We start from the raw sequence: 25290 nt of genomic DNA on the forward strand, positions 1-25290 counted from the left end.
TTCTGTGCTTTTTCAGGTTTCGCTAAAGTGTGGTAAACCAGGCGCATTCCATGTCAAACCTGTGTTCCGTAAAATTTTTGTAGTTTCCTTTCGGGCCCGTTTTTATTTGTCCACACATATGTTAATTCTGTACTGTTCTGGTTGGCTTGATTCAATACGGAGGCGACATTCGGGATCGCCTCTCAATTTTTTTTGCTTGTGTTCGTTAAAACCGATTTTACTCATATGAAACTCTCCCGTTCAATGTAGATACCCTTAGTGTACCCAGGTCTGAAAACAGAAAAAACCCCAAATGAGTCACTTTTTCAAAGTGTCTATAATTTGGGGTTCAGTTCAATTGATGAATTAGAAATTTTTAGACTGTCTGAATTAATCGGTGGATATTTCAGAACCACTGGTGCATGGGATGCTTTTCATTGAATCATTTTTTTCGGCTTTTTCGGGCAATTTTTGCAATAGCCTTTGTCCCCTTCTGTTTCATAAGAAAAACAGCAGGTCTGCCGGATCCGGACCGTTTCATTTTCGCCTGTCGCTACAGTTTTTTTCTTGTAGAACTTCTGCAGCGGATTAACCCGTTCACCGAACGCTGAAGAGGGCAATTCATTCAGAATAAATTCAAAGTCCCACCGAGCTTGAAGCTGAACCGCGCTGTCACTTTCTTCCATCAAATGGCTTTCATAAAGCCAATAAACATAGACGGCGACGTTCTCCCATAAAACGCTTTTCGGTACAGAAGCTGCGGTCGAAACCGCCTGGACCACGACCGCCAAACCGCCGAATAACTCTCTCGCGAACGTTTCAAAGCGGTTTGAACGTGCCTCGCCGGCAAGCTTTAAAGCGGATATATCTTCCAAAAACAACTGCGGCATCCACAGGTCTCCTTGCCGCCTCGGCACTAAATAGCAGGCGTCAAAATCCATGTTGAGCGCTTTTTTGAAAACCGCCGCCGCATACAGTGGGGGCACGACCGCCAAATACCCTATGCGCTTCATGAGCTGTGAACCCGCAGCAAGCGTGCTGTCCGTGCCCAGTTCTGTCTTTAGCAATTCGAGGAAGTCTTCCAGGAATTCCGGGTCTTTCAATTGGCTTAAAGAAATTTTCTCTTCACCGTCCGCCTCTTCCAACAGCCGGAAATGCTCGGCCAGATAGGCGCTTTCTTCAGCTGCTAATCGGCACAACATTATTTGCACCACCTTTAAAGTGTTTGCCTTTGCTGAACGGAATGCACATCGGAGTTCCGCAGACTGGGTCGCACGCCACTTGGCATTGCAAGCCGAACACGGCACGCATTAAGTCAGGCGTGATAATATCGTTCGGAAAACCCTGCTTGTAAACCTTCTTGTCGTGGATCGCCACGATATGGTCCGCATACCGGCAAGCGAGGTTCAAGTCGTGGAGAACCATCACGATGGTGCGGTTTTTCGTCTGGTTCAAATCGTACAGCAAATCGAGGATGTCGATTTGGTGGGTCAAATCAAGATACGTCGTTGGTTCGTCGAGTAGAATGATATCCGTATCCTGGGCCAGCGTCATGGCAATCCAGGCTCGCTGGCGTTGTCCACCTGACAGGGAATCCACTTTGCGTTCCGCAAAGTCCGTCAGATTTGTAGCCTCAAGCGCACCGAACACTGCTTGCTCATCTTTCTCCGACCATTGCTGGAGCCAATTCTGGTGCGGGTAGCGGCCTTGCTTGACCAATTGCAGGACGGTCAGGCCTTCGGGGGCGATTGAAGTTTGGGGCAGAATCGCCAATTGCTTGGCAATTTTCCGGGTCGGCATTTTGGCGATTGCTTGGCCATCTAGCACTACAGACCCGTCCTGCGGCTTTAACAAGCGCGCAAGCGAACGGAGCAGCGTCGATTTGCCGCAACCATTGCTGCCGATGAGGACGGTGATTTCACCTTTTGGAATTGACAGATCCAGCTCACTGATAATGCTCGCTTCCCCATATCCAAGTGTTAATCCTTTTGTTGACAATGCATCCATTACATCTTCCTCCTTCTTCATCTAAGCAAAACAGGTCAGTGGCAGGAATTATCGATTCCGGGTGCGATACAGTAAATAGATAAAATACGGAGCCCCGATGGCAGAAGTGAATACACCCGCCGGGATTTCCAGCGGCGCGAATGCAGTCCGCGCAATCAGATCGGCAAGCAGCACGATCAAGCCGCCAAGCAGGGCGGAAACCGGAAGCAGCGCGCCGAACGCAGATCCGACGAGCTTTCTCGCCATATGCGGCGCCATCAACCCGACAAATCCGATACCCCCAGCGAAAGCCACAGCGCCTCCGGCAAGGGCGCTGCTGAGGAACAGTAGCACGAGCCGGTCCCGCTGGACAAGGCTTCCGGCGTTGACGGTCAGTTCATCACCCAGTTCCTGGATATTCAGCCGCCTCGCATAAAAGAACAAGATGGCAGTCAGCAGGAAAATCCATGGGATGATTGTTAGAACTTCCGTCCAATTTGTACCGTTGACGCTTCCGGTGATCCAGATATTCGCACGGGATGCTGTAAAAATCGGCCCGAGGATCATCATCATCGTCGTCAACGCTTGGGCGGCGGCCGACAGCCCGATGCCGATTAGCACCAGGCGGATCGGTGCGACCTGCCCGTATTTCTGAGACAATACGTAAACGAGAAAGCCCATGCCTACCGCGCCAAGAAACGAGGCGAGCGGCAGCCAGTGAATGCTGACCGAGAGCGTATTGCTCCGGTCGCTGTAGAGTGCCAAAAAGGCAACGGTTGTAAACGAAGCGCCCGCCGTGATGCCGATGATGTCAGGCGAAGCGAGCGGGTTGCGGATGATGCCCTGCAGGATTGCCCCCGACATCGCTAGGCCCGCACCGGCGAAAACCGCTAGCAGAATCCGCGGCATCCGGAACGACTGGACGACCAGGTTGTGCATATCGGTCCCGGCGCCGAAAATGGCTTTGATGACGTCAAACGGATTGATGGTCATCTGGCCAATGCCAAGGCTCAGGACAATCAAGGCAAACGTCAAGGCAGTCAACAAAACCAGGATAAACAAAGATTTTTTATCGATTAAAAATGATGCCTTTCCCATACGCAGGCTGCGGTAATTTTTCATTCGTTGATTCCCCTCCTTGCAATGTAGACAAAGAAAGGCGCGCCGACGATGGCGGTCATCACGCCGACCGGCACTTCAGCCGGCATCAAGATATATCTGGCTCCGATGTCCGCTGTCAACAGCAAAATCGCACCGAGCAGCGCACTGTACGGAATGACCCAGCGGTAATCGATGCCCACGAGCCATCTGGCGAAATGCGGAATGATGATGCCGACAAAACCGATCGGGCCTGCAATAGCGACTGAACCGCCGGCCAGCAGGACGATGATCACTGCGCCTGTAATTTTAACAAGCAGGGTTTTCTGCCCCAAGCCTTTCGCCAGGTCTTCTCCCATCGCCAGCACATTCATCTGTTTTCCGAACATCAAGGAAATAAACCATCCCACTACCAAATACGGCAGCACCGACAGCAGAATTTCCAAATCCCTTCCTTGGATGGAACCGGCCAGCCAGAAGAGCACTTGATCTAGCGCACGTTCATCCAGCGTTAGCATACCTTGTGTCATCGATGAAAACATCGCCGCGATGGCCGCACCGGCCAGCGTGATCTTGATGGGCGTCAGTCCTTCACTGCCCATCGAACCGAATACGTAAACCACGACGGACGCCACAGCCGCACCGAGGAAGGCCAGCCAGGTAAACGCCGTGAGCGATGACAAGCCGAGAAAGCTGATGCCGAAAACCACGAAAAAGCTTGCCCCCGCGTTGATCCCTAAAATCCCCGGGGACGCAAGCGGATTGTGCGTCAGTCCCTGCATGATGGCCCCTGCAACCGCAAGGCTCGCTCCGACAGCGGCCGCGATGAACGCCCGTGGTATTCGCGTATCCTGGATGATGATGTGCTCATTCGATCCGTCAAAATGATAGATGGCATCGTACACCATCTGGGCGGACACTTTCGTCAGCCCTAAGACGATACTGGACCAGATCAGGGCAGCGATGACGAAAACGCCGATTATCAGTCCAAAAGCTTTTGCTCGATTAGTTCTGATCATAACAGCTACCTTTCTCATAGATTCCCCGTACAACTCTATGTTTTATATCTATCAAATAAGCTTTAAATGTAAAGTGAGTACTTTGAAAGTATAAGTTTATTGAGAACCATTGTCAATTGTCTCCGAAAAAGTATTGACATGCATGGTCGATTCGCTTAGGATGATATTGAAGAGTTGAAAATCATTATCAATTAGATAATAAAAGGAGGAACATACATGTTGAAAAGATCTTATTCCTTCGTTGCCCTGCTTGCGGCTCTTGTGCTGCTGTTAGCTGCATGCGGGTCCGCGGAGCCGGAAGCAAAGACAGAAAGTACCGAAGGAACTGCGGGTGCTGAAAGCTATACAGTGGAACACGCGATGGGCACTGCCACCATTGAAGGCAAGCCGGAACGTATTGTCGTCCTGACGAACCACGGGACGGAAGCGCTTTTGTCAATGGGAGTGACGCCAGTAGGCGCGGTCCAGTCATGGACAGGAGAACCTTGGTATGAACACATCACCGAAGACATGGAAGGCGTTGAAGTGGTCGGTACGGAAAGTGAGATTAACTTGGAAGCGATCGCTGCTTTGGAACCGGATCTCATCATCGGTAACAAAATGCGCCAAGAAGAGCATTACCAGGCACTGAACGCGATTGCCCCTACCGTTTTTGAAGAAACGCTGCGCGGCGACTGGAAAGTCAATTTCGAATTAATCGCCAAAGCAGTGAATAAAGAAGAAAAAGGCCAGCAAGTGCTCGATGCCTATAACGAGAGCGTGGCGGCGCTGACGGAAAAACTCGGTGACAAGATCGACACCGAAGTATCAATGGTCCGCTTTATGCCGGACGACGTTCGCGTCTACCATAAAGACTCGTTCTCAGGAATTATCCTCGAAGAAATCGGCTTAGCTCGACCGGAAGCGCAAAATGTGGATGATTTCGCGGCTAAAGGCGTAACGAAAGAACGCATCGAAGAAATGGACGGGGACGTCATTTTCTACTTCACTTACCAAAACGAAAAAGAAGAAGGCCAGCAGGCGGAAGATGCATGGGTAAAAGATCCAATTTGGAACAACCTAGAAGCGGTCCAGGCCGGCAAAGCCTATGAAGTCAGCGACACCATCTGGAACACAGCGGGCGGCGTCATAGCAGCGAACCTCATGCTTGACGATTTGGAAGAGAAACTAGTGCAGGAATAATAGTAAATCTTGTGAGAAAGACCCTTTGCCACAGACGGCAAAGGGTCTTTCTGTCGTTTTGAAACACATAGACTATTTGCTGAAAACAACAAGCGTTTCCGCATACTGGCCCTTGCTGCCGTATGCATCGAACCCTTCACTGTCTATTAAATAGCTGATCTAGTCACGATACACTACGCGCTTCAACAATACCTCTGCCCGGGGGCGCGAATTATGGCGTTCGACCGTTTTCTCAAAAGATAAATTAAAATAATAAATAAAGGCGTTTCCACTATAAAAACGGATTAAGTGATGCAGCATCTCCTCGTAGCGTTGTTTGACAAAAACCTCTTCCAAAATGACATATTTACATTTACCATATTCAGTTACTTGTCTAATTAATTCTAACGATATGTTTCCTTCTCTAACGCGAACCACCAGCATTTCTCTTCGGACGGTATCTTGAGAGACCAAAAGAGTTCTGAAGATTTTTCGCTATAGTGGTTTTGCCGCTTCCCGAATTTCCGCGTAAGATGATTAGCTTTGTTTCTATACTAATCATCCCTTCCATTCTTATTTTGAATACTTTCTAAAAAATGCTGAGCTTCTTCCGGCGACTTTAAAATAATGATTGTTGTATCTTTTGGCAATTTTTCCAGTCTCTTCAATACAAGAGGTCTTATCATTTTAGGATAGTTCCAAATCCACTTAATAAAAGTTAAATCGAACCGTTCTTTCACTCCTTCTGCCATATCCGGTCTTCTTCGGTCACGATATTGAATTGTCCTTTTCAAAACCCGATACGTACATAGTACTCGGTTGAAATCTAAGAATATCACGGTATCTGCTGCATTTAATCGGATGTCCATGGTTCCGTTATAATTTCCATCAATAATCCACTCTTCTTTTTTCACTAACTCCACTTGGACTTTTCGTTGTTCTTCTTTTGTGGTTGGCTGCCAGTTCGGTTTCCATAAAAGTGCATCTAAGTGATAGACCTCTATGTTCAACTTCATTCCCAACTTCCGAGCAAGAGTAGACTTGCCCGATCCTCCTGACCCGATTAATGCAATCCTTTTCACGGAACTCCCCCACTCTTAAGCATAATTTTCATTTTTACTGCCAGTATATAAATTTAAATTCTATGAATTACTTTTCCATGTAGTATGTACGGAACAATTGTTTTGCTCTTTACTAACCCTTCCACTTCAGTTGGTATATATGCATATTTCTCTGCTGTTTTTTCATTCATCCAAGTAATTTCTTCAATTTCTTCAGGACATGATATTTTAATTTCACCACTAAGAATTCTCCCTTTAAAAGTAAAAAAAATTGCATGATGTCCTTGTTTTTCAAAAAATGCTTCACTTATAGCAAAAATCCCTTCTAATTCAACAGTTAATCCTGTCTCTTCTTTAACTTCTCGTATAGCTGCGTCTTCTAAGGTTTCCCCATTTTCTACCGCCCCTCCTGGAAGTGTATAATAAGAGGAGTTTTCTCCTTGATTTTTTACTGTCAATATATTTTCTTTATCGTGGTCATATAAAAGTACGTAAGCAACATCTACTCTTTTCATAATTCCCGTCCGCCCCTTTTGCGTAAAAATTCTTCTTCTACTAAGCTTTTCATTAACTTTTTTTACATTGTTCAAATTCTATCTTTATTTTAGCATGCAGAAAAACAGAGAATTCTCTTTAGAAAAAATATCAAATTCATAAACCACTATGTTTTTCAAACACGTTACCTTTTTTGCGACGATCATATTCTGTCAAAGCGTTCGTAAAAGTATACTTTTGCTAACGAGTTGCCAAGTGTCGATGTTCCTGATCCAGCAGCTCCCATAATATGAATCTTGCTATTTATCATTTCTCCTCCCATATCAATCATCGGAAGAAAAGAATCTTATAGTCATGCTTCTTCTCTTCCGATGATTGATGATATGTAATTTAGTTTAACTTCGACCGAGCAATCACTTAAATCTTCCCATCACTACAGTATTGCCGGATTTTCCATCAGCAAATATTTTGTCGTTTATTAGAATGCCTTCCGTTTCAAAGTCAAAATTTTCATAAAGAGAAATTGCCTTCTTATTTGATTCAAGAACATGTAATGTTATTTTCCTTACTTCACTGGCATCACACCAAACAACAGCTGCCTTTAAAAGATTTGTGCCAATCCCATATCCCCAATAATCTTTTAATACACCCACCCCAAATTCTACTTTATGAGAAAATCGTTTCAATGAGTTTCCCTCACATCTTGAAAAACCAACTATTTTGCTATCTACTACAGCAACTAGAAAAAGATTCTTCTCATTCATAGTGTCCGCTTTAATCAATTGCTCAAAATCATATACATCCATAAAAGCTTCGCCTTTTTCTCTGTCCAGATGTTGAGTCTCTCCATCTATCTGCACTCTTATTTCTGACAAGTTTTGCGCATCTGACTCTACTGCAGATCTGATTGTATAGAAGGTGCCTTTGATATTGAATTCTTGATTACTAATTTTCATTCTTGATCTCCTCACCCTTCACATTTAAATTTCCCGAAAATCCCTTTGCATTATCTCTTGGGAACCGTTTCGTTTAACCTAACATTTATAGGCACGATTTCTTTGCTATATCCAATTAGTTCCCAGAATATACTAGTATAATAAAACTACTTGATTGTTTAGTAGCAGAAGCTCTGCAGATTTACGATTCACTGATATGGATTTCTAAAACGTACATAGAAACACCGCATCGACTACTGTTTCACAATTCTCTTGAGCAAAAATTAATTTGACGAATTTAATCAGGATTGTCAAGATCCAGTTAAAGGGAGAGGAAAAAATGCAGAACCACAAAATAACAACACAAGATGGAATAGTGAATTACTACGAATACGGGGATGCTAAAAGTCCGAGTATTATTTGTTTACATGGACTTGCCGGAAATGGGTTGTATAGTTTCGAAGAGCTTATTTTTCTTCTTGAAGGGAAGTTTCACTTAATTGTTTTGGATAGTCCTGGCCACGGGAAGACGCCTCCCTTTTCAGAAGAGGCTGATTACCTTTTTTCGAATGTGGCAACATGGCTTCATCAAGTGATTGAAAAAATCGTTTTCGGACCTTTTTATATCATAGGCCATTCTTGGGGTGCAGATGTAGCACTACATTTCACGCGACTTTATCCGGAGAACGTATTAGGACTAGTTCTGCTTGATGGCGGTTTTACTTTCCCGCAAAATCAGCCAGAGATGACGTTTGACTATGCCTATACGGGTTGGAATGATTACATGGAGAAGTCGGTATTTGTAGATGAAGAAGAAATTTTCCAGGAATACCGAACGTATACAAACCGATGGAATTTCCGCAAGGAGACCTATGCTGCATCTCTTTTTAATAAGAGACAAGATGGAGAATTTGAATTGGCGGCATCGAAGTTTACCGTTCTAGCCATTATCAAAGCCTTTTTTAAAGAGCCTTTTACAGAAGCCTATCCATTCATCAAGGTGCCGACACTCTTGCTTTATGCTGAACTTCCCAAGAGTTTGGACGCGTCAAGAGCGAAAGGGATTGGTCAGCTGCGAAGCCATATTGAAGATGTTTCAGTAAAAGCTATAACAGGTTCGTCCCATATGGTTCAATGGGACGAACCTGAACAAACCGCCGCTATTATCAGTAAGTGGCTAAATGAAAAAAGGTAAGCCCAAGATCAAGGGGTGGTGCTGCACCACATTTTCTCCTTTTTACTCTTGTTTAGCCTCTGACAACTGATGATAGGTAAACTTTTGTTTATCGAAGTGGCTCTTACTCATTTATATGTTGGGTAATGATTAATCGATTCCAAGTAAGCTTCCAGTTTTTCTTTTGAATGCGATTTTCATAGACTGCAATACGCTCTTTATTTGCAGTAAAATAAGGAGTCGGTCTAACAGTTAAGTTAATCACGTCCTTGATTCCATGAGGAGCTATTAACACTAGGTTATCCTGTTTGTCTAATTTGATTCCTAGCGCGGTCGCTGTTTCTGGGAACTTTGCTATCGCGTCAGTTGACGAAATGTAGGGTTCTACTCCATTTCTACTATGCATTCGCGCCTCATTCTTTACTGACCATGGCACATTAGGAAGCAAACTTATTAATGTTTTTTCGAGTTGCTTTTCCATTTTTTTGTCCCTATTTTTATCATCATAATAGATTACATCGATATCTTGAAGGGTAGTTCTTTCACCGTATCCATGTAACGTATCCCAAATTTTCGAGCGAACAAAACCCGCACAAATCCACCCATCGGGAAGATTTAGCACCTTTACCGTTTTAAGCAACTTCATCATCCACTCGTCTTTCTGTATCAACTCAATAATATCGTTCTCATTTTTTATCACCTATTTCTCCCCTCCCAACAGCTTCAAATGTTAGCAACAAATCATACACGTTAAATTTAAACAGAGAAAAAAGACCACCAGACGGTCGCCTTTACGTTGTTACCATAATTATATCACCTACTTTTCAGAATTATAAGTCTTTAAATAACCTAAATTACTAGTAATCTTAAAAGAGGATGAATGGAGGCGGACCGATGATAGACTATCGAATAACACCCACGGAAAATTTTGCTGAGAAAACAGGGGAACTTGTTTCCTTGTTGGAACATACGAGAGAAGTTACGCTAAGTGATCTTTCTGATTTAAGTCAAAGTGAGTTGGATTATTTACCCGACGAAAGTGGAAATTCCATCGGTTCTCTTCTATTGCATATTGCATCTGTAGAGTTTGTTCATCAGATTGTTTCAAGCGAAAATAGAGATTTGACAGAAAGTGAATACTTAAAATGGAGAACCTCTCTAGAACTTGGAGACAAAGCAAGAGAGGAGATTCAAAAAAACTCTCTTGCTTATTATTTAAACGAGTTATGTCAAGTTAGACAAGGCACTTTAGCATTACTAAAGTCTAAGCAAGACAGCTGGTTATCAGAAGAGAAAAAATGGCCTAATGGTGTTCCCTACAACAATTACTATCTCTGGTTCCATGTCATGGAAGATGAAATTAGCCACCGCGGACAAATCCGAACAATTAAAAGATTATTAAAAAGTGGTATATGAAATCATTGAGCTTGATTTACACAAACAATAGACTTTATTAATGAGATAACTTAACTGCAGTCAAGTTATCTCATTTTTTAGTCTTTTACTCATTTTTTTAATATGGAATATTTATTCTTGAGACTTTTTTTAATACTCGCCTTTAGCGCTGCTAGGTGGCTGTGATTGGCGATTTGAAAGTAGAAGCTTTTTAAAAAGCTCTTACAGTTTGCGTATAAAATCCAATAGTTCTCTTCCGATAAGCAGCGATATGTAAACCAAGAATTGATAGGAATTCTTAGTTTATCCAGTTACATATAATTCTTGATATTCTAAGCTTCAACTTCCATTTCCATTTCCATTTCCATTTCCATTTCCATTTCCATTTCCATTTCCATTTCCATTTCCATTTCCAACTAGTTTATGGCAGTATGAATAGATGGTAACCTTTAAGAAAACTAACTGTTAATTTACTTGGTAAAAGTTTAAAAGGAGCATTCCTGTTAGAAGGATTTACGGGGGATTGAAACAGAAAGAGCCCTCTTGGTATGATGTGGGGTGTCAATGCACTGAACGAATTGACCCCTAATTTAGATACCAAGGAGGACTCCAAAATGAATTCTAAACTGAATGAAAAGATTAATCAAGTCATGGATACAACAATTGTGGTTGGAATGGATATCGCCAAACGCAAGCATTACGCCACGTTCGTTGATGACCGTGGGCGCCAGCTGGTGAAGGCTTTTCCCGTCTACCAATCGAAAGCGGGGTTTGATTACTTCTACGAGCGCGTAATCAGCGCGATGAAGGAGTTCGGCAAGACAGAAGTGCTGGTCGGCATTGAGCCGACCGGACATTACTGGCTCAATCTGTTCCATTTTCTCAATGATCACGGGATTCCGCTCGTCATGACGAATCCGATGCACGTGAAACGCTCGAAAGAGCTGGATGATAACTTACAAACGAAAAATGATCAGAAAGATGCGCTGGTGATCGCCCGCCTGGTAAAAGACGGCCGCTTCAGCTACCCGCGCGTCCTAGAAGGCATGGAAGCAGAGCTGCGCGTCGGTGCCACACTTCGTTCCAATCTGACCGAAGAATTCGGTGCCATCAAAAACAAGATGATCCGGTGGCTAGATCGGTATTTCCCGGAATTTGTCCAGGTTTTTCCGACGTTCGGAAAAATGACTTTGGCGGCGCTGGAAAAAACCCCGTTTCCAACTGATGTCACCGGAAAAGAGCCGGAAGCGTTACTTGCTCTCTACCGAGAGATTGAGGGAATGAAATCACCACAACGCCCGAAAGCGCAGCAGTTAATCGAAGCCGCTTCTTCGTCCATTGGCATCACGGAAGGGAAAACGATGGCACAACGTGAAATCGCCACGCTCCTCAACCGGTACCGCCAATTGGAAAAAGAGCTGGATGAATTGACCCTTGAACTCGAAACGATGATCCAGAAAACACCGGAATATGAGTACTTGTCTACTGTGCCAGGACTTGGCACACCGACCATCATTGACCTGTTGTCCGAAATCGGCAGCTTCTCCCATTACCGAGATCCACGCCAACTTATCAAGCTAGCGGGACTCACCTTGCGGGAGAACTCCTCGGGCATGCATAAAGGCCAGAAACGCATCTCCAAACGTGGTAGACGCAAGCTCAGAGCCCTGTTATTCCGGGTCATGATGCCGCTGATCCGCCACAACGAAGCGTTCCGAAAGTTACATGAATACTATACGACCCGTTCGCAGAATCCCCTGCGAAAAAAGCAATCCATCGTCGTCCTATGCGGCAAGTTACTGAAAGTGCTCCACGCGCTCTGTACGAAGCAGATTCATTTTGATGCGAAGCAATTGATGAGCGATAGCCTGTGCCTCCAGGAGGCAGCTTAAGAAGTTTACATTTCACGAGAGATCCACGACATGAGAGTGACACGGAGAAGCCAGCACTATTTCATCCATCCGACCACTGAGTCCCTAAAGGAGCTTCGCTGGCCTCTGCCTTATGACTAGACCGAACGAAGGAATGTAGGCACTTGATGCCACGAGACATGGGAGGGTAAGTCATCATAAGCGACGCAGAGATCCATTGTGCATGACATAGCGGATTACAACCAATAACTGGTATTGGTTGTAGCGAAGCGTACTCTTTCATTACCAGAGATTCACAGGTTTTAAAATAACTGGTTACCACAGGGCCAGAAAAATATTTTTTGGCACCCTAATAACGATTCAAACCGTTGATACATCAATATTTATAGAGGGAGGATTCGTATGATCTTAATTTTAGGTGCTTACATCGCTTTGCTAAGCTTTTCTGTTTATAAAATTGCTGGAAATGATAAGGAAAGATGGATTAATGCTGGCTATCTTACTGCGTTTGTAATCCCTCTTGTAATTCATTTTCTTATTCTTAATATTGTAGGTGCTATTACTGGTGCCGGAATAGGAGCAAGTGCTACGGGATTATTATTCGCAGTGGCAACATCAATTACCGGATTTGTTTTTTTGTATATCGGTTATGTCAACAAAACTGTGCGTGACCGTTAATATTATTTGTAGTATCTTTTAAAAAGACACTTTTTTTGTTGGGTTATTAGAATTGATTTGTTGTATGAAAGTTATTTTGATAAGCCTATTTCTTGAAAAGAGTTATCTATGCTAATTAAGTAGATGCAACTCTTTTCATTCATAAACCATTCAATAATTAAAAGCACTTTTAAAAGTACACTTTCCTAGAAGGAAAAAAAGAGAAAAGGCTCTTTCTAGCTTCTTCTCATCGGGTAACCTGTGGTACAAACCCAAATCTATTCAAAAGCAAATTTCTAAAACCTTTCAACATTACAAATCGAATGTATCTTTTTTTCTAGCAAATCTAACTTCTCTTATTTCTCTTCAAAATTCACTAACACAAGGGTTGTGAATGTAACATAATTAGACTTATGTTACATTCAAAAATAAAAAATCTACTCCAGATAAGTTAATTTTTAGGTGACTTATAATATGTAACTTAACTTTAGTGCTTTTGAGCACGCTTTTTGCTTAGAAAATAAGTGTAGGATAACTTTCCAACAACAGATGCAAGTACAGCAATTAATATGCTCGTTTCCGTGTAGATGAAAATAGTAGGTGAAAACGTGAAAATTATACTTAAAATTTTTAAAAAAGTAGCAAACTACATGACTTTAAAGAAAAATAAAGCTCTACTGCGAATGAAAAGAATACTATCCTATACAAAACTTCAGATAGAATGCATTTTTAAAACTCTCTTCACAAAAAACCAACTTACAAGTAAGTTGGTTTTTCTGGTTCTTATGTAATTTAACTTCGGTAATGCTAAGGTACCTATGGCTTTTGAATTGAGTATATATGCTACGAGATTTAAGTATCTATATAAGTTGAATTTAAAAAGTTACATTCTTACGCATAGGCGATCAATCGTTTCAGCTTGTCGCTGCTCAACATCTTTTAAGAATGCCCGGACCGCCAAGATAATCTTTTGTACATTGCCGAAGAAAACATTTTGAATGACCGATTCCTTCAACCATTTCCAAACGCCTTCCATTAAATTAAGCTCAGGGCTGTAGGGCGGCAGGAAGACGAGTTCAAGGCGGTTTCGATTTTCTTCAAGAAATGGTTGAATCAACTTGGCATGGTGGATTCTTGCATTATCGAGAATCATGACAATTTTACCCGCTGGATAAGCAGCCAGAAGTTTTCGCAAGAATCCCAAAAACGTTTTGGCATCGTAGCGTTCCTCTTCTACACAGAAAATTTTACCTGTTTCATATTCGAGCGTTCCAATCAGTTTCAGCCCCTTGTGCTGTCCGTAAGTCGGGATGAGGCGCTGTTTCCCCCGGATGAACCAGGTTCGACCGATTGCTTGATAGTCTCGGATCATCGATTCATCTTCAAACAGGAGATAGTCGATTTGTCCGTTCATCAGTTTTTTTTTAGCGCTGGAAATGTCTGAACACGGAACTTCTCCTGCTTCACCGGATCTGCTTTTTTAAGCGTGTAAGTCGGACGGGTATAGCTAAGCCCCAGTGAATGGAGAAGTCGGGAAGCACCTTTCAAAGTATAGCTCTCATTCCATTTGACATTAATGAGTTGAACCGCAAGGGATAGCGTCCAATTGGCTCGTGCTGGAAATCCGCAGTCGACTGGTGTTTGATAAGCGATGATTTCCTTTAGTTCCCGCAACTGTTCGAATTTCAGTTTCGACTCTCTACCGGGAGCTGTGCGCCGGACAAGCCCTTCCAGGCCAGACGCTTGATAACCGGCGATATATTTCCCGACGGTGTGTTCGTTGCGTCCGATGATTTCCGCAGCTTCCTTCTGGGTCTTACCTTGAAGGATGAGCTTCACAGCCAGGTAGCGCTCATATATGCGCCGATCATGGGTCTGGTTCATCGCTTCTATTAATTCTTGGATTTGCGCTTCCTTTTCCATGGAGATCTTCCTTTCGGATTTTCTCCAACTATACAACATTATTATCAGAAATGTCAGATATTTAATTCAACTTATATATATCTTTAATTTAATTTTCTTTTTTTAATCAAAAAGTAAATTGAATTGATAGCCATAAAAACAATTATAAAAGGAATAAAAAACAACCAATTTATATCTCCGTCTTCTAAGACATATATCACAAGAAATAAAAGAACTAAAACGATAATAGGTGCTACAATAAAGCGCAAAAAAAGTTTTTTAGAATCCATATTTTAACCTCCTTATAATTTTTTTAAAAAGTGATAGTAAAATTAAGATACCTTCTTCACTATTTGATGTGATTTAGGTATCTTAATCTATTTTTTATTTATTCCCTACTCTCTAACAAATAGTCATACTTTAAGAAAGAGGAGATTCTAGATATTGACAAAAATAATAACCAAGAGCGCCACCTGCAACAGCTGTCAAAATGGCTCCTAAAGAAACTGGATTAGTAGTAGTAACACCTAAAATAGTCGCAATTTTAGCATAAGATACTCCTGCCCCTATAGCTAACAATGATCCGCAAGCAAGTTGAATAGCATCATAAAGTGGATCTTCTCCAGGATCACTCGAGAGAGTAATTGTTGAGGCTGAAGCTATAGATGCTGAACTTAGTGCTTTTTCGTAAGCTTCTTTAAATTCTAACTCCAAGAGAAGTTGTTGATTATCTGATTCTGCTACTGTTGTTTCAATTTCTTCAATTCCTTCTCCGTTCTCTGTAAGACTAACGTTTGTAATTTTTATAAGATCATCGTATGCACTTCCGGTTTCTTGAATGATGCTAAAGGTGAGTAGCTCTTCTTCTTTTTCATCAAAGAATGCCATCACTTGTTTTTCAGAATTATCATCAACTTCAGCATATACGATGAGCATTCCATTATTCTGGTACCCTACCTGTGTAACAGCATTAACACTAGAAAGATTAGCGGTACCTAAATTTCCTGTGAAAACAGAATTTTCTTCTAAAAGTGAGATGAATTTTGTGGCTACAGCTTCCTCCACTTCTCCAAAAGAAAAACCTGCACGAGACTCAAGAGCATTTTGAATTTCTTCGCTAGTCATAAGTTGTTGTGCTTGAGCATCTAAAAAATGCATTGTTCTCGGTCCAACGATGCCATCTACATAAAGATTGTTTTCAGTCTGAAATTGGGTAATAGCATTCTTCGTCGCACTGCCGTAAATTCCATCTACATAAACAGAAACACTAGTACTTTCTTGCTCATTTAATTGTTCTTGAATCCGACGGACCAGGCTTCCAGTATCGCTAGATTGAGCGAAGAGCGTCGTCAGAAGTTCATCCATCTTCTTCATTGTTCCAGGACCAGCTTCTCCGTCCACAAACAAGTTATTGTCGGCTTGGAAGTCTCGGACACTCTGTCGTGTGCCAGCCCCGTAGATGTCATCGATTGTTCCCGACGAAAGATAGAAATACTCCAAATCCTCCTGCAACAGTTCTACACCTTTTCCAGAAGGCCCACCTACGTAAAACACGATATCTGTACGCAATCGTTCCAATGTTTCAGCTCCGGCGATGCCGTCGACGTACAACCCTTTACGCTGTTGAAAACGGGTTACCCATTCTGTTGTTTCGGCGCCGTAGATGCCGTCAATGCCGTCGTTTGGCAAGGCGGCTGGATTTTCACGGATCAGTTGCTTCTGCAACATTTCAATCCACCGTTTGGCTGAGTCTGTTGTGATTAATTGATTGTCGATGTTCATGATTCATTCCTCATTTCGTTTTAATTTTTGGTGCCTATTCCTAAAAGAAAGAAACCCTCTTTTTTTGAAACCAGCGAAGCAAATTTTTTTTTTTGTCATCCAACTTCTCTTTAAATTGCCAAAATGAAATGGGTTCCATGTCGGCTGCTGCCTTTATGAGCCACTGAAAAGAAAGTGAATGTATTTATTGCGGATTTCCCTTTCTTTTGCTTGAAATTTGAAGCGATAAAGTATATATTTAAGAAAGTAGGAAAGTTAGATTTTCTTAAAGTTATGGAAAATGAAAGGTGGCTTGAAGCATGCCAAATGTACAGGAACGTTCGCAAGATAAAGGGATGGCCAAGCATGTTCGTTTGCGAAGCAAAGGGCAGGTGACAATTCCCAACGAAATACTGGAACAGCTGGATTTAACCTCTAATACCAATTTGAAAGTAACCGTGGTAGACGGGCGGATCGTCCTGATTCCGATGATTGAAATCGCTAAAGACCAAGCTTGGTACTGGACGGAAACGTGGCAGCAAGACGAAAAAGAAGCTCAGCAAGAGATCGGCCGGGGAATGACCAGTGGCCCATTGGCTGTAGAAGATGCGCTTGCCTGGCTTGAAGCAGATGAATGAAGGTGACAGTTGATTGTTTGAACTAGAGATCACGAATAAATTCAAGAAATCATATAAAAAGTTCCACAAGAATGAACAGCGTGCGGTCAGTGAGGCCATTAAGCTCTTGGCAGCCGCACCTCCTTTTCAACCTTCCCTGAGAACCAAGCGAATTGAAGGGACGAAATCCATCTTTGAAGCAAGCGCCAATATGGATATCCGGATTTCGTGGGAATACAGCCAAACAGCTGAAAAAACGTTAATTTTGCGGAATTGTGGTCATTACGATGACTTACTAAGAAACCCTCAAAAGCAATGAATCAAGAAGAAGCCCTCCAGCAATGGAGGGCTTTTGAACGTAACATAATTGCTAATAAGTTACATTCAAAAATAAACACTTAGTAAATACCCACAAGAAAGAATTGCAATTATTCCAGCTGTGATACCTAGTAGAAACCTAGTTTTCTTGGAGACGGATTGGAAATTTTCATAACTCTGAGAAGAAGTACTTGCAGCCAGAAAAATAATAAAAAAGACGATGCAAGATCGAATAACATCCGATGAATTAAATTCTTGAAGTGATTTACGAAAATTGTCTTCAGCATAAAAAAAACCTAGAAGTACAATTAGGGTTTTAAAGAAATAAAATGAGAATAAATGAACATATTTTATATTACCCAAAGAATAAGACTCCTTTCATAAAGTACCCACTGTTCGACAATTGAATGTAACTTAATTAGCAATAAGTTACATTCAAAACTAGCAGCAAAACTCCGTTGATTTTTTTAGAAGAGAAAAATTTTTGGCATTTAATTGCCAGTTAACTGGAATAACTATCCTTTTTTACTTATTAATGTTACAGTTAATTTGAATAGATGGAAGTATTATCATTATTCAAAAAAAGGGAGTTGCTAGTATGAAAAAGAAGATTTTTTTTATTCTTATAAGCACAATGCTATTAGTTACGAGTATGAGCATGACTGGTTTAAGCGCACAAGCTAATTCTTATTCTGAATTTAAAGTTACATCAGGACAAGAAAAGCAAGCAGAAGAAATAGCCAATGAGTGGGTTCGTTTTGATGAAATAACCAGTGGGCTAGATGAACATGAATTAGAACGACTGCTTGAAGCTATGTTTGAAAGTTCTGGAATTCAAGCTTCTAGTAACGCAACAAAAAAGTTACTGAATTAGATGATATTATTGTAGCAAACAGTAAAGAAGAAGTGAGTATACTGAATCAACAATTGATCTATGCAGAACAGCCAGAGCTTCCAAAAGGAACAGTTTCAGTAACATTACAGGGAGATAATAACTTTGTTGCCAAAACTGAGGCGGGTGAGGATGTTATAATGGCAGCAGGTTTCTGGGGAGGGGCATGGCAGGTGACTAAATGTGCAGCTCATCTTACATTAGCAGTTATACCTGCTGGCGCTGCATTCAAGGCAATTAAAGGATTTGGTGGAATTAAGGCAACTGCTCAATTGCTCGTTGGAGCTGGAAATGCAAAAGATTTCACACTAATAGCTGGTGGTGCAGCTGCAGAAATTTTAGGCATACAAGGAATATATGATAATTGTTTACAATGGTAAATACACCTAATTCTTTTACAGATAATCTAAAATCTTAACAGGAGGTTTGATAGACATGTCTACCATATCTACAAAAAAAACCAATTTAAATAACTCTGGGGTTCTAGGCACAATGAGTAATGGATTTTACGCAGCGATCATTTATGGTATGTTATTCGTCTCTTTAATGCTGGCTACAGGGAAAGAAATTACAGTTGATGGACTGGCTATTCCAGCATTGCTTATATATTTAGTCGTTAAGGTTACTGAATATTTTACAACTAAAAATAAAAAAACTGCTACTTCTCAGTGGGTTGTAGTAGGATCTTTTATTCTTTCGGTTGCAACCGCGATCGTTATGACGGTAATTTTAAATTAAAGTACAAATACGTACACCCTTTTTAGATAAAGGTCTGTCAGGAACAAAGTGAAAGATTGAATCATGCCTTTTTTCGAAAGGCGTGGTTTGAATGAGTAAAAGTCGCATCCTGAAAATCAGGATGCGACTTTTAGACTTTAGGGAAAGAAATTCGATGGGCTTTCTCTTTTTATTGTTGAAAGTGAATGTAACATAATTCACAATAAGTTACATTCGGATTCAGTAAAAGATCTCTATGAAACTCATTTTTTAACGTACTTAGGTAAAAACAAAGAGCTACTGCCCATTAATATTCCTCCCAGTACAGCAAGAAGCACGCCAACTATAATCCATGTTGTAGTTAAAAAACTGGATACATAAATTCCTATAGTTAGGAATATCAAACCTATAAACATACATGCTAGTAGCTTCCCCATTTTTTACCTCCAATAAGTATTTTGAATGTAACTTAACTGCACATAAGTTACATTCGAATCCTAGTCTCTACCCACTCACTTCCTCTGGGTATTGCTGAGTCTGTTTTCATGTCTTAACTTATGTAATTAAAATCGAAACTCATACATTAAATATACTCAGAACTCAAAATAATAGCTAGATAATTTTGGAAATAAAATCGTTCATAAAAGTATATTTTTCCAGACGCAAAGAATGAGAAAAACTGCGTATCGCTTTTTCTCTTTCGATAATTTGAGATATGTAAACCCATAAAATTGGGCATGTTGACTTCAGGCACTGGTAAGAAGTTCTCTCGCTATAAGAGAAGAGAATTTCCAGTTTTCTTTAAGCAGATTTTTTTCAAATCTGTAAAATCTCAATATATTAAAATTGTAGAAACTGTTCATATCCTTCTGCGAAAAAGTTGAATTTCCCTTCTTCGATGTTTTCGGGAAGCAAGAACGTCAAGAAATAATCTTCATCATATTTATAGGTAATTTTGAAAAGCCAGCTTTCTTCAACTTTTTCGTTATTTTTGTAGACAGTCATTCGATGCTTTGAGATTACTTTGAGATTACTTAGATAATCAGTTTGTAATTCATCTTTAGCTAGGATTTGATTGATAGCCTGGCTATCATCATCCGTTAATTCCAAACCCTCTTCTATGATTACATATTGCTTATCATACTCCTCACCTTTTTCTAAGTACTGTTCCACGATATAAATGCTGTCTTTATTGTAAAAACCATAGTTTTTTGGAGTTCGTAGATATGATCCCTCAACCTCACCGAAATCCGTAAGATCTTTTGCGCTTACCATTTCTTCAACATTGTGTTTACTAGGAGTGGGTTCATAATAAAACATGAATAGGATTATAAAGTAACCCATAATAAGTAAAGCAATTAGTGATGAAAAGAAAATAAATAATCTTTTTTTCATATCATTTCTCCTTAGAGCTTCGTAAATTAGCATCTCTTTTTCTAACCAACTTACCATATAAACCCATTTCGGAACACAAAAATTTCTAATAGTGTAGTTTTGTCTTTTTACTTCTCTTCCTTATATTTAATAAGCGTTCGTAAAAGTACACTTATACAGACAAAAGGAGAAAAGATGTGCTGCTTACAGCCTCTTTTCTCCTTTGCAATACCAGTAGCTTCCGATAATTCGTCATATGTAAACTCTCCTGGCTAGAGAAATGGAGAAAAACTTATTAAGTGCTTCTTATTCCTACTTATAGATTTTAAATTAAATGGCAGACATCATTTCTTTAGATTCGACATCAATATAGAGTGGTTTCACTATCCAACGCGTTCTCGGTATTAATTCGTTATTAAATTATTGGTAGGCACTTCCGTTGGCTCTATATTGCACAGACGGTGGTTCTACCTTCTGCAATAGCTGGTTTACTTATCCGCATAAGTGGCTCATTTATGAACAATATATAAATCATAGTATCCAATAATCAGTCATTTTTCTTTTCCAAAAGATGATAAATCACTTTTTAGTAAATAAAATATGCGATAAGTTGAAGAAAAAGGATGAACTCATGCTTTTTTGCCTGGGATTTTCCTTTACTAACAAAAATGAGATCTTACACTTGCCATTTAATTGAAAAAAAAGTAATTTAAATAGCTTTATATACCCATACAAAGTTATGCAAATTTAATCTATAATGCTTATGTATACGCTGACATATTCAGTTGAACAGCTAAACATATCAGTTTGTTCTGAAATAAACAACTATACCCTTTCCTTTTACAGAATGGAGAGAAACAATGGCTATCGGTTAAAGTCCAAAGAATCAAGTTGTTCTCTACCGATTTAGACGGCTTTAAATCCATTAATGATACGTTGGGGCATCATGCAGGAGACGAATTACTCGTTCAAGTAGCTGCCAGAATGAAACACACCATAAGGCAAGAAGAAATGATTTCTAGAATCGGGGGAGATGAATTTATTGTCGTCCTGACTTCACCTGCAGAGGAAATGGCTAAAAGAGGAAGACTGGTTGGCGAAAGAATTATATCAACCATTAACAAGCCATACTCTCTTAATGGCCAACATGCGTCTATCAGTTGCAGTATCGGTGGCGCATTCTGGGTAGCATCAAATTCTAAAAAGATAGAAGAAACCATAAAGTTAGCTGATGAAGCTTTGTATACCGCCAAAAAGAAAGGGAAAAACCAAGTTCATTTCGCCAAGGACTAGAACATCTATTTCGCAGATTGGATGCATACTTTAGGAACAATGAAGTGGAGTAGGTTCTTATCACCGTTTATGATAATAGAGCAAACTAAAAATGAGGAGTGAGAAGATGTTGGGAAATAATGATAGTCAAACTCAGGAATGGCTGAACGCGATGGACGAATTCCTGATTATCATGGATACAAATGGAATCATTCTTTACGCGAATCAGCCATGGGTCGATTTTTGTACCACTCATGGTCTTCTGTCAAGAAAGTGGACACAGAAAAACTGTTCTTTTTCTTCAAAAACCCTATCGCGCTCCGCTTGATCGGACAGCCATGAGAAGCGGTTCAAAAGCGAACCGCTTCTCATGGCTGTCAAACTGTCACGAAACCAATCGTTCTGATATCAGGGATGCGTATTTTTTTTCATAGTTTTCGGGTGACAAATAACCGAGTGTGGAGTGCCGTCTACGCAAATTATAGAAGTCATCGATGTAATGGCCGATTGCCTTTCGAGCGTCTTCCCGTGTTCGGAACCGGTGGCGGTAAATCAGCTCTTTCTTAATGGTGGCGTGAAACGATTCGATGCAGGCGTTATCGTACGGATCTCCCTTGCGGCTCATGCTGATTTGGAATTCGGCTTTTTTCAAGCACTTAATGTACTCATCGGAACAGTATTGAGAGCCGCGGTCAGAGTGATGGATTGGCTCACCAGTGGGATTTCGCAAGAGCAGCGCCTCTTGCAGCGCCCCAAGTGGCAGTTCGGTCTTCATCGTGACATCCAGACTCCACCCGATAATCTTGCGCGAGAATAGATCCATTACACTCGCCAGATACAACCATCCCTCTAGCGTCCAGATATACGTGATATCGGATACCCAGACCGTATTGGGCTTGTCGACATTAAAACGGCGCTCGAGAAGATTTGGGTAAACGAATTGGTGATGGTTGGAATCCGTCGTTGTCACGAATTGTTTTACTGGCAATGCACAGAGTCCTAGCTCTTTCATGTAACGACCCACGGTTCGTTCGCATATGGAATATCCCTGCGCCTTGAGATCTTCAAGAATGCGCGGGCTACCATAGGTGCCATAGCTCTCATGATACGATTGAGCAATTTTTTGGAGAAGTTCTTCCCGCAGAATCTGCCGTTCAGTCCGAGTAGCTACGACCAGCTGAGTCCGCCATTTATAGTAGCCGCCTCTGGATACGCCAAGTAAATTACACATCATCAACACGTCGTATTCGTTCCGATGCTCCTGGATGAACGAAAAGATTACGTGCGGCTTTTCATGAAGACATGCATGGCCTTTTTTAAGATTTCTACTTCATCGTCACGCTCTTTCAGCCGGTTTTCTGTATCCCGCAGCTTCTTCTCCATCTCTGAGAAGGTGACCAGCGGCTCACCCGTTGGATTCGCTAAACGCTCTTGCTTTTCCCGATACTCTCTTGCCCATTGCCGCACCGTTGTGGCACTCACGCCGACTTCATAAGCCAGGTCCGTGGCTTTCCGTCCTTCTTTGATATGGAGCTTGGCGATATATTCCTTGTATTCGGTCGTTTTGTGTTTACCCATGTTTGACACGTCCTTTTTCTTGGTGGTTTCAGTATGTCGAAAACCGTTTGGTCGTGTCCACTTTTAAGTCTAAACCCACTCACGACGAAAGTAACTCCTTTTGGAAAACAGGAGCCAATTATTTCGAGCAATTGATGAAAAAGGATAAAGAAACTGAACTTCACTCAATTCAGCAAGTATTGATGAATAAAATTCCCGAACACCAACAGGTGGGGCAGTTTCTTATGAAAGATGGCGTCATCCATTGGTTCCAAACGAAAATGAAGGGAATTAAAGATGCGTCGGGACATACATACGGTGTCATCGTCTCCCATAAGTCTGTTAGTCCTTATTCCATTCAACCCATCACCGCGGAAATTGTGTTAGAAACGATGACCGAAGGGTTTATTTTATTGGATGATCAGTTACAAATCATTTATGTAAATGAGATTGCTGAAAAACTGTTTCAGTACCAACGCAGAAATGTAGTGGGAAGAGACTTGGTGGAATGGTTTCCAGAAGTAGCTGGCACGTCATTCTATCAAAATTACCAGCAGGCTTTGAGAGAAAAAGTCGTCCTGGAATTTATCGATTACTATAAGCCACTGGATATTTGGTTCGAGATGAAAGTATGTCCGTTAAAAAAAGGCGGATTGGCTTTATATTTTCAGGATGTAAGTGAACGAAAGAAAACAGAAGTGCAACTGGTCGAATCCACATACTACGACTATTTAACGGGATTGCCCAATCGCAGATTAATTATTGAGACAGCTCGTTTGCTAATCGAACAGCAGAAGAATTTCTCGATATTGCATTTCAATATTGATAATTTAAACTATATTAACGCTGTACACCACTTCGGTGCGGGAGAACGCATCATAAAGAAATTCGCTGAAGAATTGAACGGGTTTTCAAGCAAAACGTGTCATGTTGGCCGGCTAGATGGGAATGAGTTCATTATTTTGCAAGAAGTCGCTCCAAATGAAGACGTGGCAGCTATCACTGAACAGATGCAAGAGATTTTCGTTCACCCGGTGGTTCTAGAAGATTCTCAAAAAATCCATGCCAGCGTCAGTATTGGCATTGCTTGCTTCCCCTTTGATGCTCAGACACTAGAAGAGTTGATTTCTTGCGCCGACATCGCGATGCATGAAGCCAAAGAGGTTCCCGGTTCTTTTCACTCTTTCTTCCACCCACTGATGAAAATTTCTTATAATCGGAAGTCAGCTATTGAAAAAGGGTTGAACGGAGACTTAAAGGAGAATGGCTTTTATTACGTCCTGCAGCCACAGATTGATGGAAGTTCCGGTCAGCTAGTCGGCGCTGAAGTACTTTCCCGTTGGAATCATCCCGAATTCGGAGAAATTTCACCACTGGAATTTATCCAAATAGCCGAAGAGTCTGGGGAGATTGTTCCTTTGACTTCTCATTTGCTTGCCGAAATATTTACTCAAATTAAAGAGTGGGAAAAAGGATTTGGCTGGAACCTTCGGACCGCCATCAATATGACCCCTTCTCTACTCAGTGATCCGACTTTTTTCGACAATTTTTTTGAACTGCTTGAACATTTTCAAATCTCTTCGCATCTACTTGAAATTGAAATTACCGAACAGGCCGAGCTGACCTATTCACCCAAAACACTCGAGAATTTACTTCGCTGCAAATCCAAAGGCATTTCCATTGCGATTGATGATTTTGGCACCGGCTTTTCGATGATTTCCTATTTGACTCATTTTCCAATCAATAAAATCAAAATAGACCAATCCTTTGTTCAGAAAATCGGCCAAAACCGAAAATCGGAAGCCGTCTTAACATCCCTGATTCACTTGGCACACAGTATCGAATGCGATTTAGTGGCTGAAGGAGTAGAGACAGTAGAAGAATCCTTGTTCTTGCAAGAAAACGGGTGTCCGATACATCAAGGCTATTTGTATGATAAGCCTTTGACCCCAAAAGCTTTTGAAAAAAAATATTTACAGGATTTCATTAAAAATAAGGATATGAAAGAACTACCATATCACCACACTCTCCTATAGAAAGATGATGATG

The 25290-nt window shown here is 41.3% G+C and carries 26 protein-coding genes and 1 pseudogene; 13 read left to right on the forward strand and 14 right to left on the reverse strand.

Annotated elements, in window-relative coordinates; translation table 11 throughout:
* Positions 1 to 413 precede the first annotated feature (413 nt).
* From BBH88_RS17495 to BBH88_RS17510, 4 genes are read right to left on the reverse strand one after another with little or no spacing between them, the layout of a single operon-like run.
* A complete protein-coding gene (locus BBH88_RS17495; RefSeq protein WP_065536396.1) occupies positions 414 to 1181 on the reverse strand; it encodes a (2Fe-2S)-binding protein in 768 nt (255 codons plus the stop codon).
* Positions 1159 to 1986 (reverse strand): ABC transporter ATP-binding protein, encoded by an 828-nt coding sequence (locus BBH88_RS17500; RefSeq protein ID WP_006830390.1) that lies wholly within the window; start codon positions 1984 to 1986, stop codon positions 1159 to 1161. Before BBH88_RS17500 ends, BBH88_RS17495 begins: the two co-directional genes overlap by 23 nt.
* Before the next feature lie 48 nt (positions 1987 to 2034).
* A complete protein-coding gene (locus BBH88_RS17505) occupies positions 2035 to 3087 on the reverse strand; it encodes a FecCD family ABC transporter permease (protein ID WP_006830389.1) in 1053 nt (350 codons plus the stop codon).
* Entirely contained in the window at positions 3084 to 4100 is a 1017-nt protein-coding gene (locus tag BBH88_RS17510; protein ID WP_040852493.1) for a FecCD family ABC transporter permease, read from the reverse strand. Before BBH88_RS17510 ends, BBH88_RS17505 begins: the two co-directional genes overlap by 4 nt.
* Positions 4101 to 4298: 198 nt before the next feature.
* Between BBH88_RS17510 and BBH88_RS17515 the strand changes: the two genes are divergently transcribed.
* Positions 4299 to 5264 (forward strand): ABC transporter substrate-binding protein, encoded by a 966-nt coding sequence (locus tag BBH88_RS17515; protein ID WP_006830387.1) that lies wholly within the window; start codon positions 4299 to 4301, stop codon positions 5262 to 5264.
* Positions 5265 to 5797: 533 nt separating this feature from the next.
* Here the strand turns inward: BBH88_RS17515 and BBH88_RS17525 are convergent.
* The 3 genes from BBH88_RS17525 to BBH88_RS17535 all read right to left on the reverse strand — a co-directional run bounded on the left by BBH88_RS17525 (position 5798) and on the right by BBH88_RS17535 (position 7755).
* Positions 5798 to 6325: a DNA topology modulation protein gene (locus tag BBH88_RS17525; RefSeq protein WP_065536395.1), complete on the reverse strand. Its 528-nt coding sequence runs from the start codon at positions 6323 to 6325 to the stop codon at positions 5798 to 5800.
* Positions 6326 to 6378: 53 nt separating this feature from the next.
* Positions 6379 to 6819, reverse strand: a complete 441-nt coding sequence (locus tag BBH88_RS17530) for an NUDIX hydrolase (protein WP_065536394.1) — start codon at positions 6817 to 6819, stop codon at positions 6379 to 6381.
* A gap of 393 nt (positions 6820 to 7212) precedes the next feature.
* Positions 7213 to 7755, reverse strand: a complete 543-nt coding sequence (locus BBH88_RS17535) for a GNAT family N-acetyltransferase (protein ID WP_006830382.1) — start codon at positions 7753 to 7755, stop codon at positions 7213 to 7215.
* Between the two features lie 319 nt (positions 7756 to 8074).
* Here BBH88_RS17535 and BBH88_RS17540 point away from each other — a divergent pair, with 319 nt between their 5' ends.
* A complete protein-coding gene (locus BBH88_RS17540; RefSeq protein WP_065536393.1) occupies positions 8075 to 8929 on the forward strand; it encodes an alpha/beta fold hydrolase in 855 nt (284 codons plus the stop codon).
* 103 nt (positions 8930 to 9032) lie between these two features.
* Here BBH88_RS17540 and BBH88_RS17545 read toward each other — a convergent pair whose 3' ends face one another.
* Complete coding sequence (locus tag BBH88_RS17545) at positions 9033 to 9557, reverse strand: nucleotidyltransferase family protein (protein WP_065537338.1); 525 nt, start codon at positions 9555 to 9557, stop codon at positions 9033 to 9035.
* A 245-nt stretch (positions 9558 to 9802) separates the two neighbouring features.
* Here BBH88_RS17545 and BBH88_RS17550 point away from each other — a divergent pair, with 245 nt between their 5' ends.
* The 3 genes from BBH88_RS17550 to BBH88_RS17560 all read left to right on the forward strand — a co-directional run bounded on the left by BBH88_RS17550 (position 9803) and on the right by BBH88_RS17560 (position 12852).
* Positions 9803 to 10324, forward strand: coding sequence for a DinB family protein (locus BBH88_RS17550; RefSeq protein WP_006830379.1), 522 nt, complete (start codon positions 9803 to 9805; stop codon positions 10322 to 10324).
* Between the two features lie 593 nt (positions 10325 to 10917).
* Entirely contained in the window at positions 10918 to 12195 is a 1278-nt protein-coding gene (locus BBH88_RS17555; RefSeq protein WP_006830378.1) for an IS110 family RNA-guided transposase, read from the forward strand.
* 381 nt (positions 12196 to 12576) lie between these two features.
* Positions 12577 to 12852: a hypothetical protein gene (locus BBH88_RS17560; protein ID WP_006830377.1), complete on the forward strand. Its 276-nt coding sequence runs from the start codon at positions 12577 to 12579 to the stop codon at positions 12850 to 12852.
* An 862-nt stretch (positions 12853 to 13714) separates the two neighbouring features.
* Here BBH88_RS17560 and BBH88_RS19025 read toward each other — a convergent pair.
* The 3 genes from BBH88_RS19025 to BBH88_RS17585 form a co-directional block, all read right to left on the reverse strand.
* Positions 13715 to 14754 (reverse strand): IS630 family transposase gene (locus BBH88_RS19025; RefSeq protein WP_197684178.1). Its coding sequence is split into 2 segments (ribosomal slippage): positions 13715 to 14254 and positions 14257 to 14754, totalling 1038 coding nucleotides; the frame shifts between segments, so codons are not numbered across the junction.
* Between the two features lie 83 nt (positions 14755 to 14837).
* A complete protein-coding gene (locus BBH88_RS17580; RefSeq protein ID WP_006830375.1) occupies positions 14838 to 15023 on the reverse strand; it encodes a hypothetical protein in 186 nt (61 codons plus the stop codon).
* 130 nt (positions 15024 to 15153) lie between these two features.
* Positions 15154 to 16515: a peptidoglycan-binding domain-containing protein gene (locus BBH88_RS17585; protein WP_065536390.1), complete on the reverse strand. Its 1362-nt coding sequence runs from the start codon at positions 16513 to 16515 to the stop codon at positions 15154 to 15156.
* Positions 16516 to 16814: 299 nt separating this feature from the next.
* Here BBH88_RS17585 and BBH88_RS17590 point away from each other — a divergent pair, with 299 nt between their 5' ends.
* The 5 genes from BBH88_RS17590 to BBH88_RS17615 all read left to right on the forward strand — a co-directional run bounded on the left by BBH88_RS17590 (position 16815) and on the right by BBH88_RS17615 (position 19059).
* Positions 16815 to 17132 carry an AbrB/MazE/SpoVT family DNA-binding domain-containing protein gene (locus BBH88_RS17590; protein ID WP_006830373.1) on the forward strand — a complete coding sequence of 106 codons (318 nt, stop codon included), beginning with the start codon at positions 16815 to 16817 and terminating at the stop codon, positions 17130 to 17132.
* 13 nt (positions 17133 to 17145) lie between these two features.
* Entirely contained in the window at positions 17146 to 17430 is a 285-nt protein-coding gene (locus tag BBH88_RS17595) for a type II toxin-antitoxin system RelE/ParE family toxin (RefSeq protein WP_065536389.1), read from the forward strand.
* Positions 17431 to 18027: 597 nt separating this feature from the next.
* Positions 18028 to 18303, forward strand: a complete 276-nt coding sequence (locus BBH88_RS17605; protein ID WP_006830370.1) for a hypothetical protein — start codon at positions 18028 to 18030, stop codon at positions 18301 to 18303.
* 32 nt (positions 18304 to 18335) lie between these two features.
* Positions 18336 to 18701 (forward strand): hypothetical protein, encoded by a 366-nt coding sequence (locus BBH88_RS17610; RefSeq protein WP_006830369.1) that lies wholly within the window; start codon positions 18336 to 18338, stop codon positions 18699 to 18701.
* 55 nt (positions 18702 to 18756) lie between these two features.
* The gene (locus tag BBH88_RS17615) at positions 18757 to 19059 is read left to right on the forward strand and encodes a hypothetical protein (protein ID WP_006830368.1); all 303 of its coding nucleotides are present in this window, start codon (positions 18757 to 18759) and stop codon (positions 19057 to 19059) included.
* 819 nt (positions 19060 to 19878) lie between these two features.
* Here BBH88_RS17615 and BBH88_RS17620 read toward each other — a convergent pair.
* A complete protein-coding gene (locus tag BBH88_RS17620; RefSeq protein ID WP_006830367.1) occupies positions 19879 to 20433 on the reverse strand; it encodes a hypothetical protein in 555 nt (184 codons plus the stop codon).
* A gap of 843 nt (positions 20434 to 21276) precedes the next feature.
* Here BBH88_RS17620 and BBH88_RS17625 point away from each other — a divergent pair.
* Positions 21277 to 21705, forward strand: a pseudogene (locus BBH88_RS17625) (GGDEF domain-containing protein); the annotation flags it as partial.
* A gap of 106 nt (positions 21706 to 21811) precedes the next feature.
* Positions 21812 to 22012 (forward strand): hypothetical protein, encoded by a 201-nt coding sequence (locus tag BBH88_RS17630; protein WP_065536388.1) that lies wholly within the window; start codon positions 21812 to 21814, stop codon positions 22010 to 22012.
* A gap of 57 nt (positions 22013 to 22069) precedes the next feature.
* Here BBH88_RS17630 and BBH88_RS17635 read toward each other — a convergent pair whose 3' ends face one another.
* Both BBH88_RS17635 and BBH88_RS17640 read right to left on the reverse strand, forming a co-directional pair.
* Positions 22070 to 22963 (reverse strand): IS3 family transposase, encoded by an 894-nt coding sequence (locus tag BBH88_RS17635; RefSeq protein ID WP_154669152.1) that lies wholly within the window; start codon positions 22961 to 22963, stop codon positions 22070 to 22072.
* The gene (locus BBH88_RS17640) at positions 22963 to 23262 is read right to left on the reverse strand and encodes a transposase (RefSeq protein ID WP_006830420.1); all 300 of its coding nucleotides are present in this window, start codon (positions 23260 to 23262) and stop codon (positions 22963 to 22965) included. The genes BBH88_RS17635 and BBH88_RS17640 overlap by 1 nt, the downstream gene beginning before the upstream one ends.
* A gap of 134 nt (positions 23263 to 23396) precedes the next feature.
* On the opposite strand from BBH88_RS17640, the gene BBH88_RS17645 reads away from it, so the two are divergent.
* Complete coding sequence (locus tag BBH88_RS17645; protein WP_065536387.1) at positions 23397 to 25277, forward strand: sensor domain-containing protein; 1881 nt, start codon at positions 23397 to 23399, stop codon at positions 25275 to 25277.
* The last annotated feature ends 13 nt before the right edge of the window (positions 25278 to 25290 follow it).

The organism is Planococcus antarcticus DSM 14505, assembly GCF_001687565.2.
In the GTDB taxonomy this organism is placed as follows: Bacteria; Bacillota; Bacilli; order Bacillales_A; family Planococcaceae; genus Planococcus; species Planococcus antarcticus.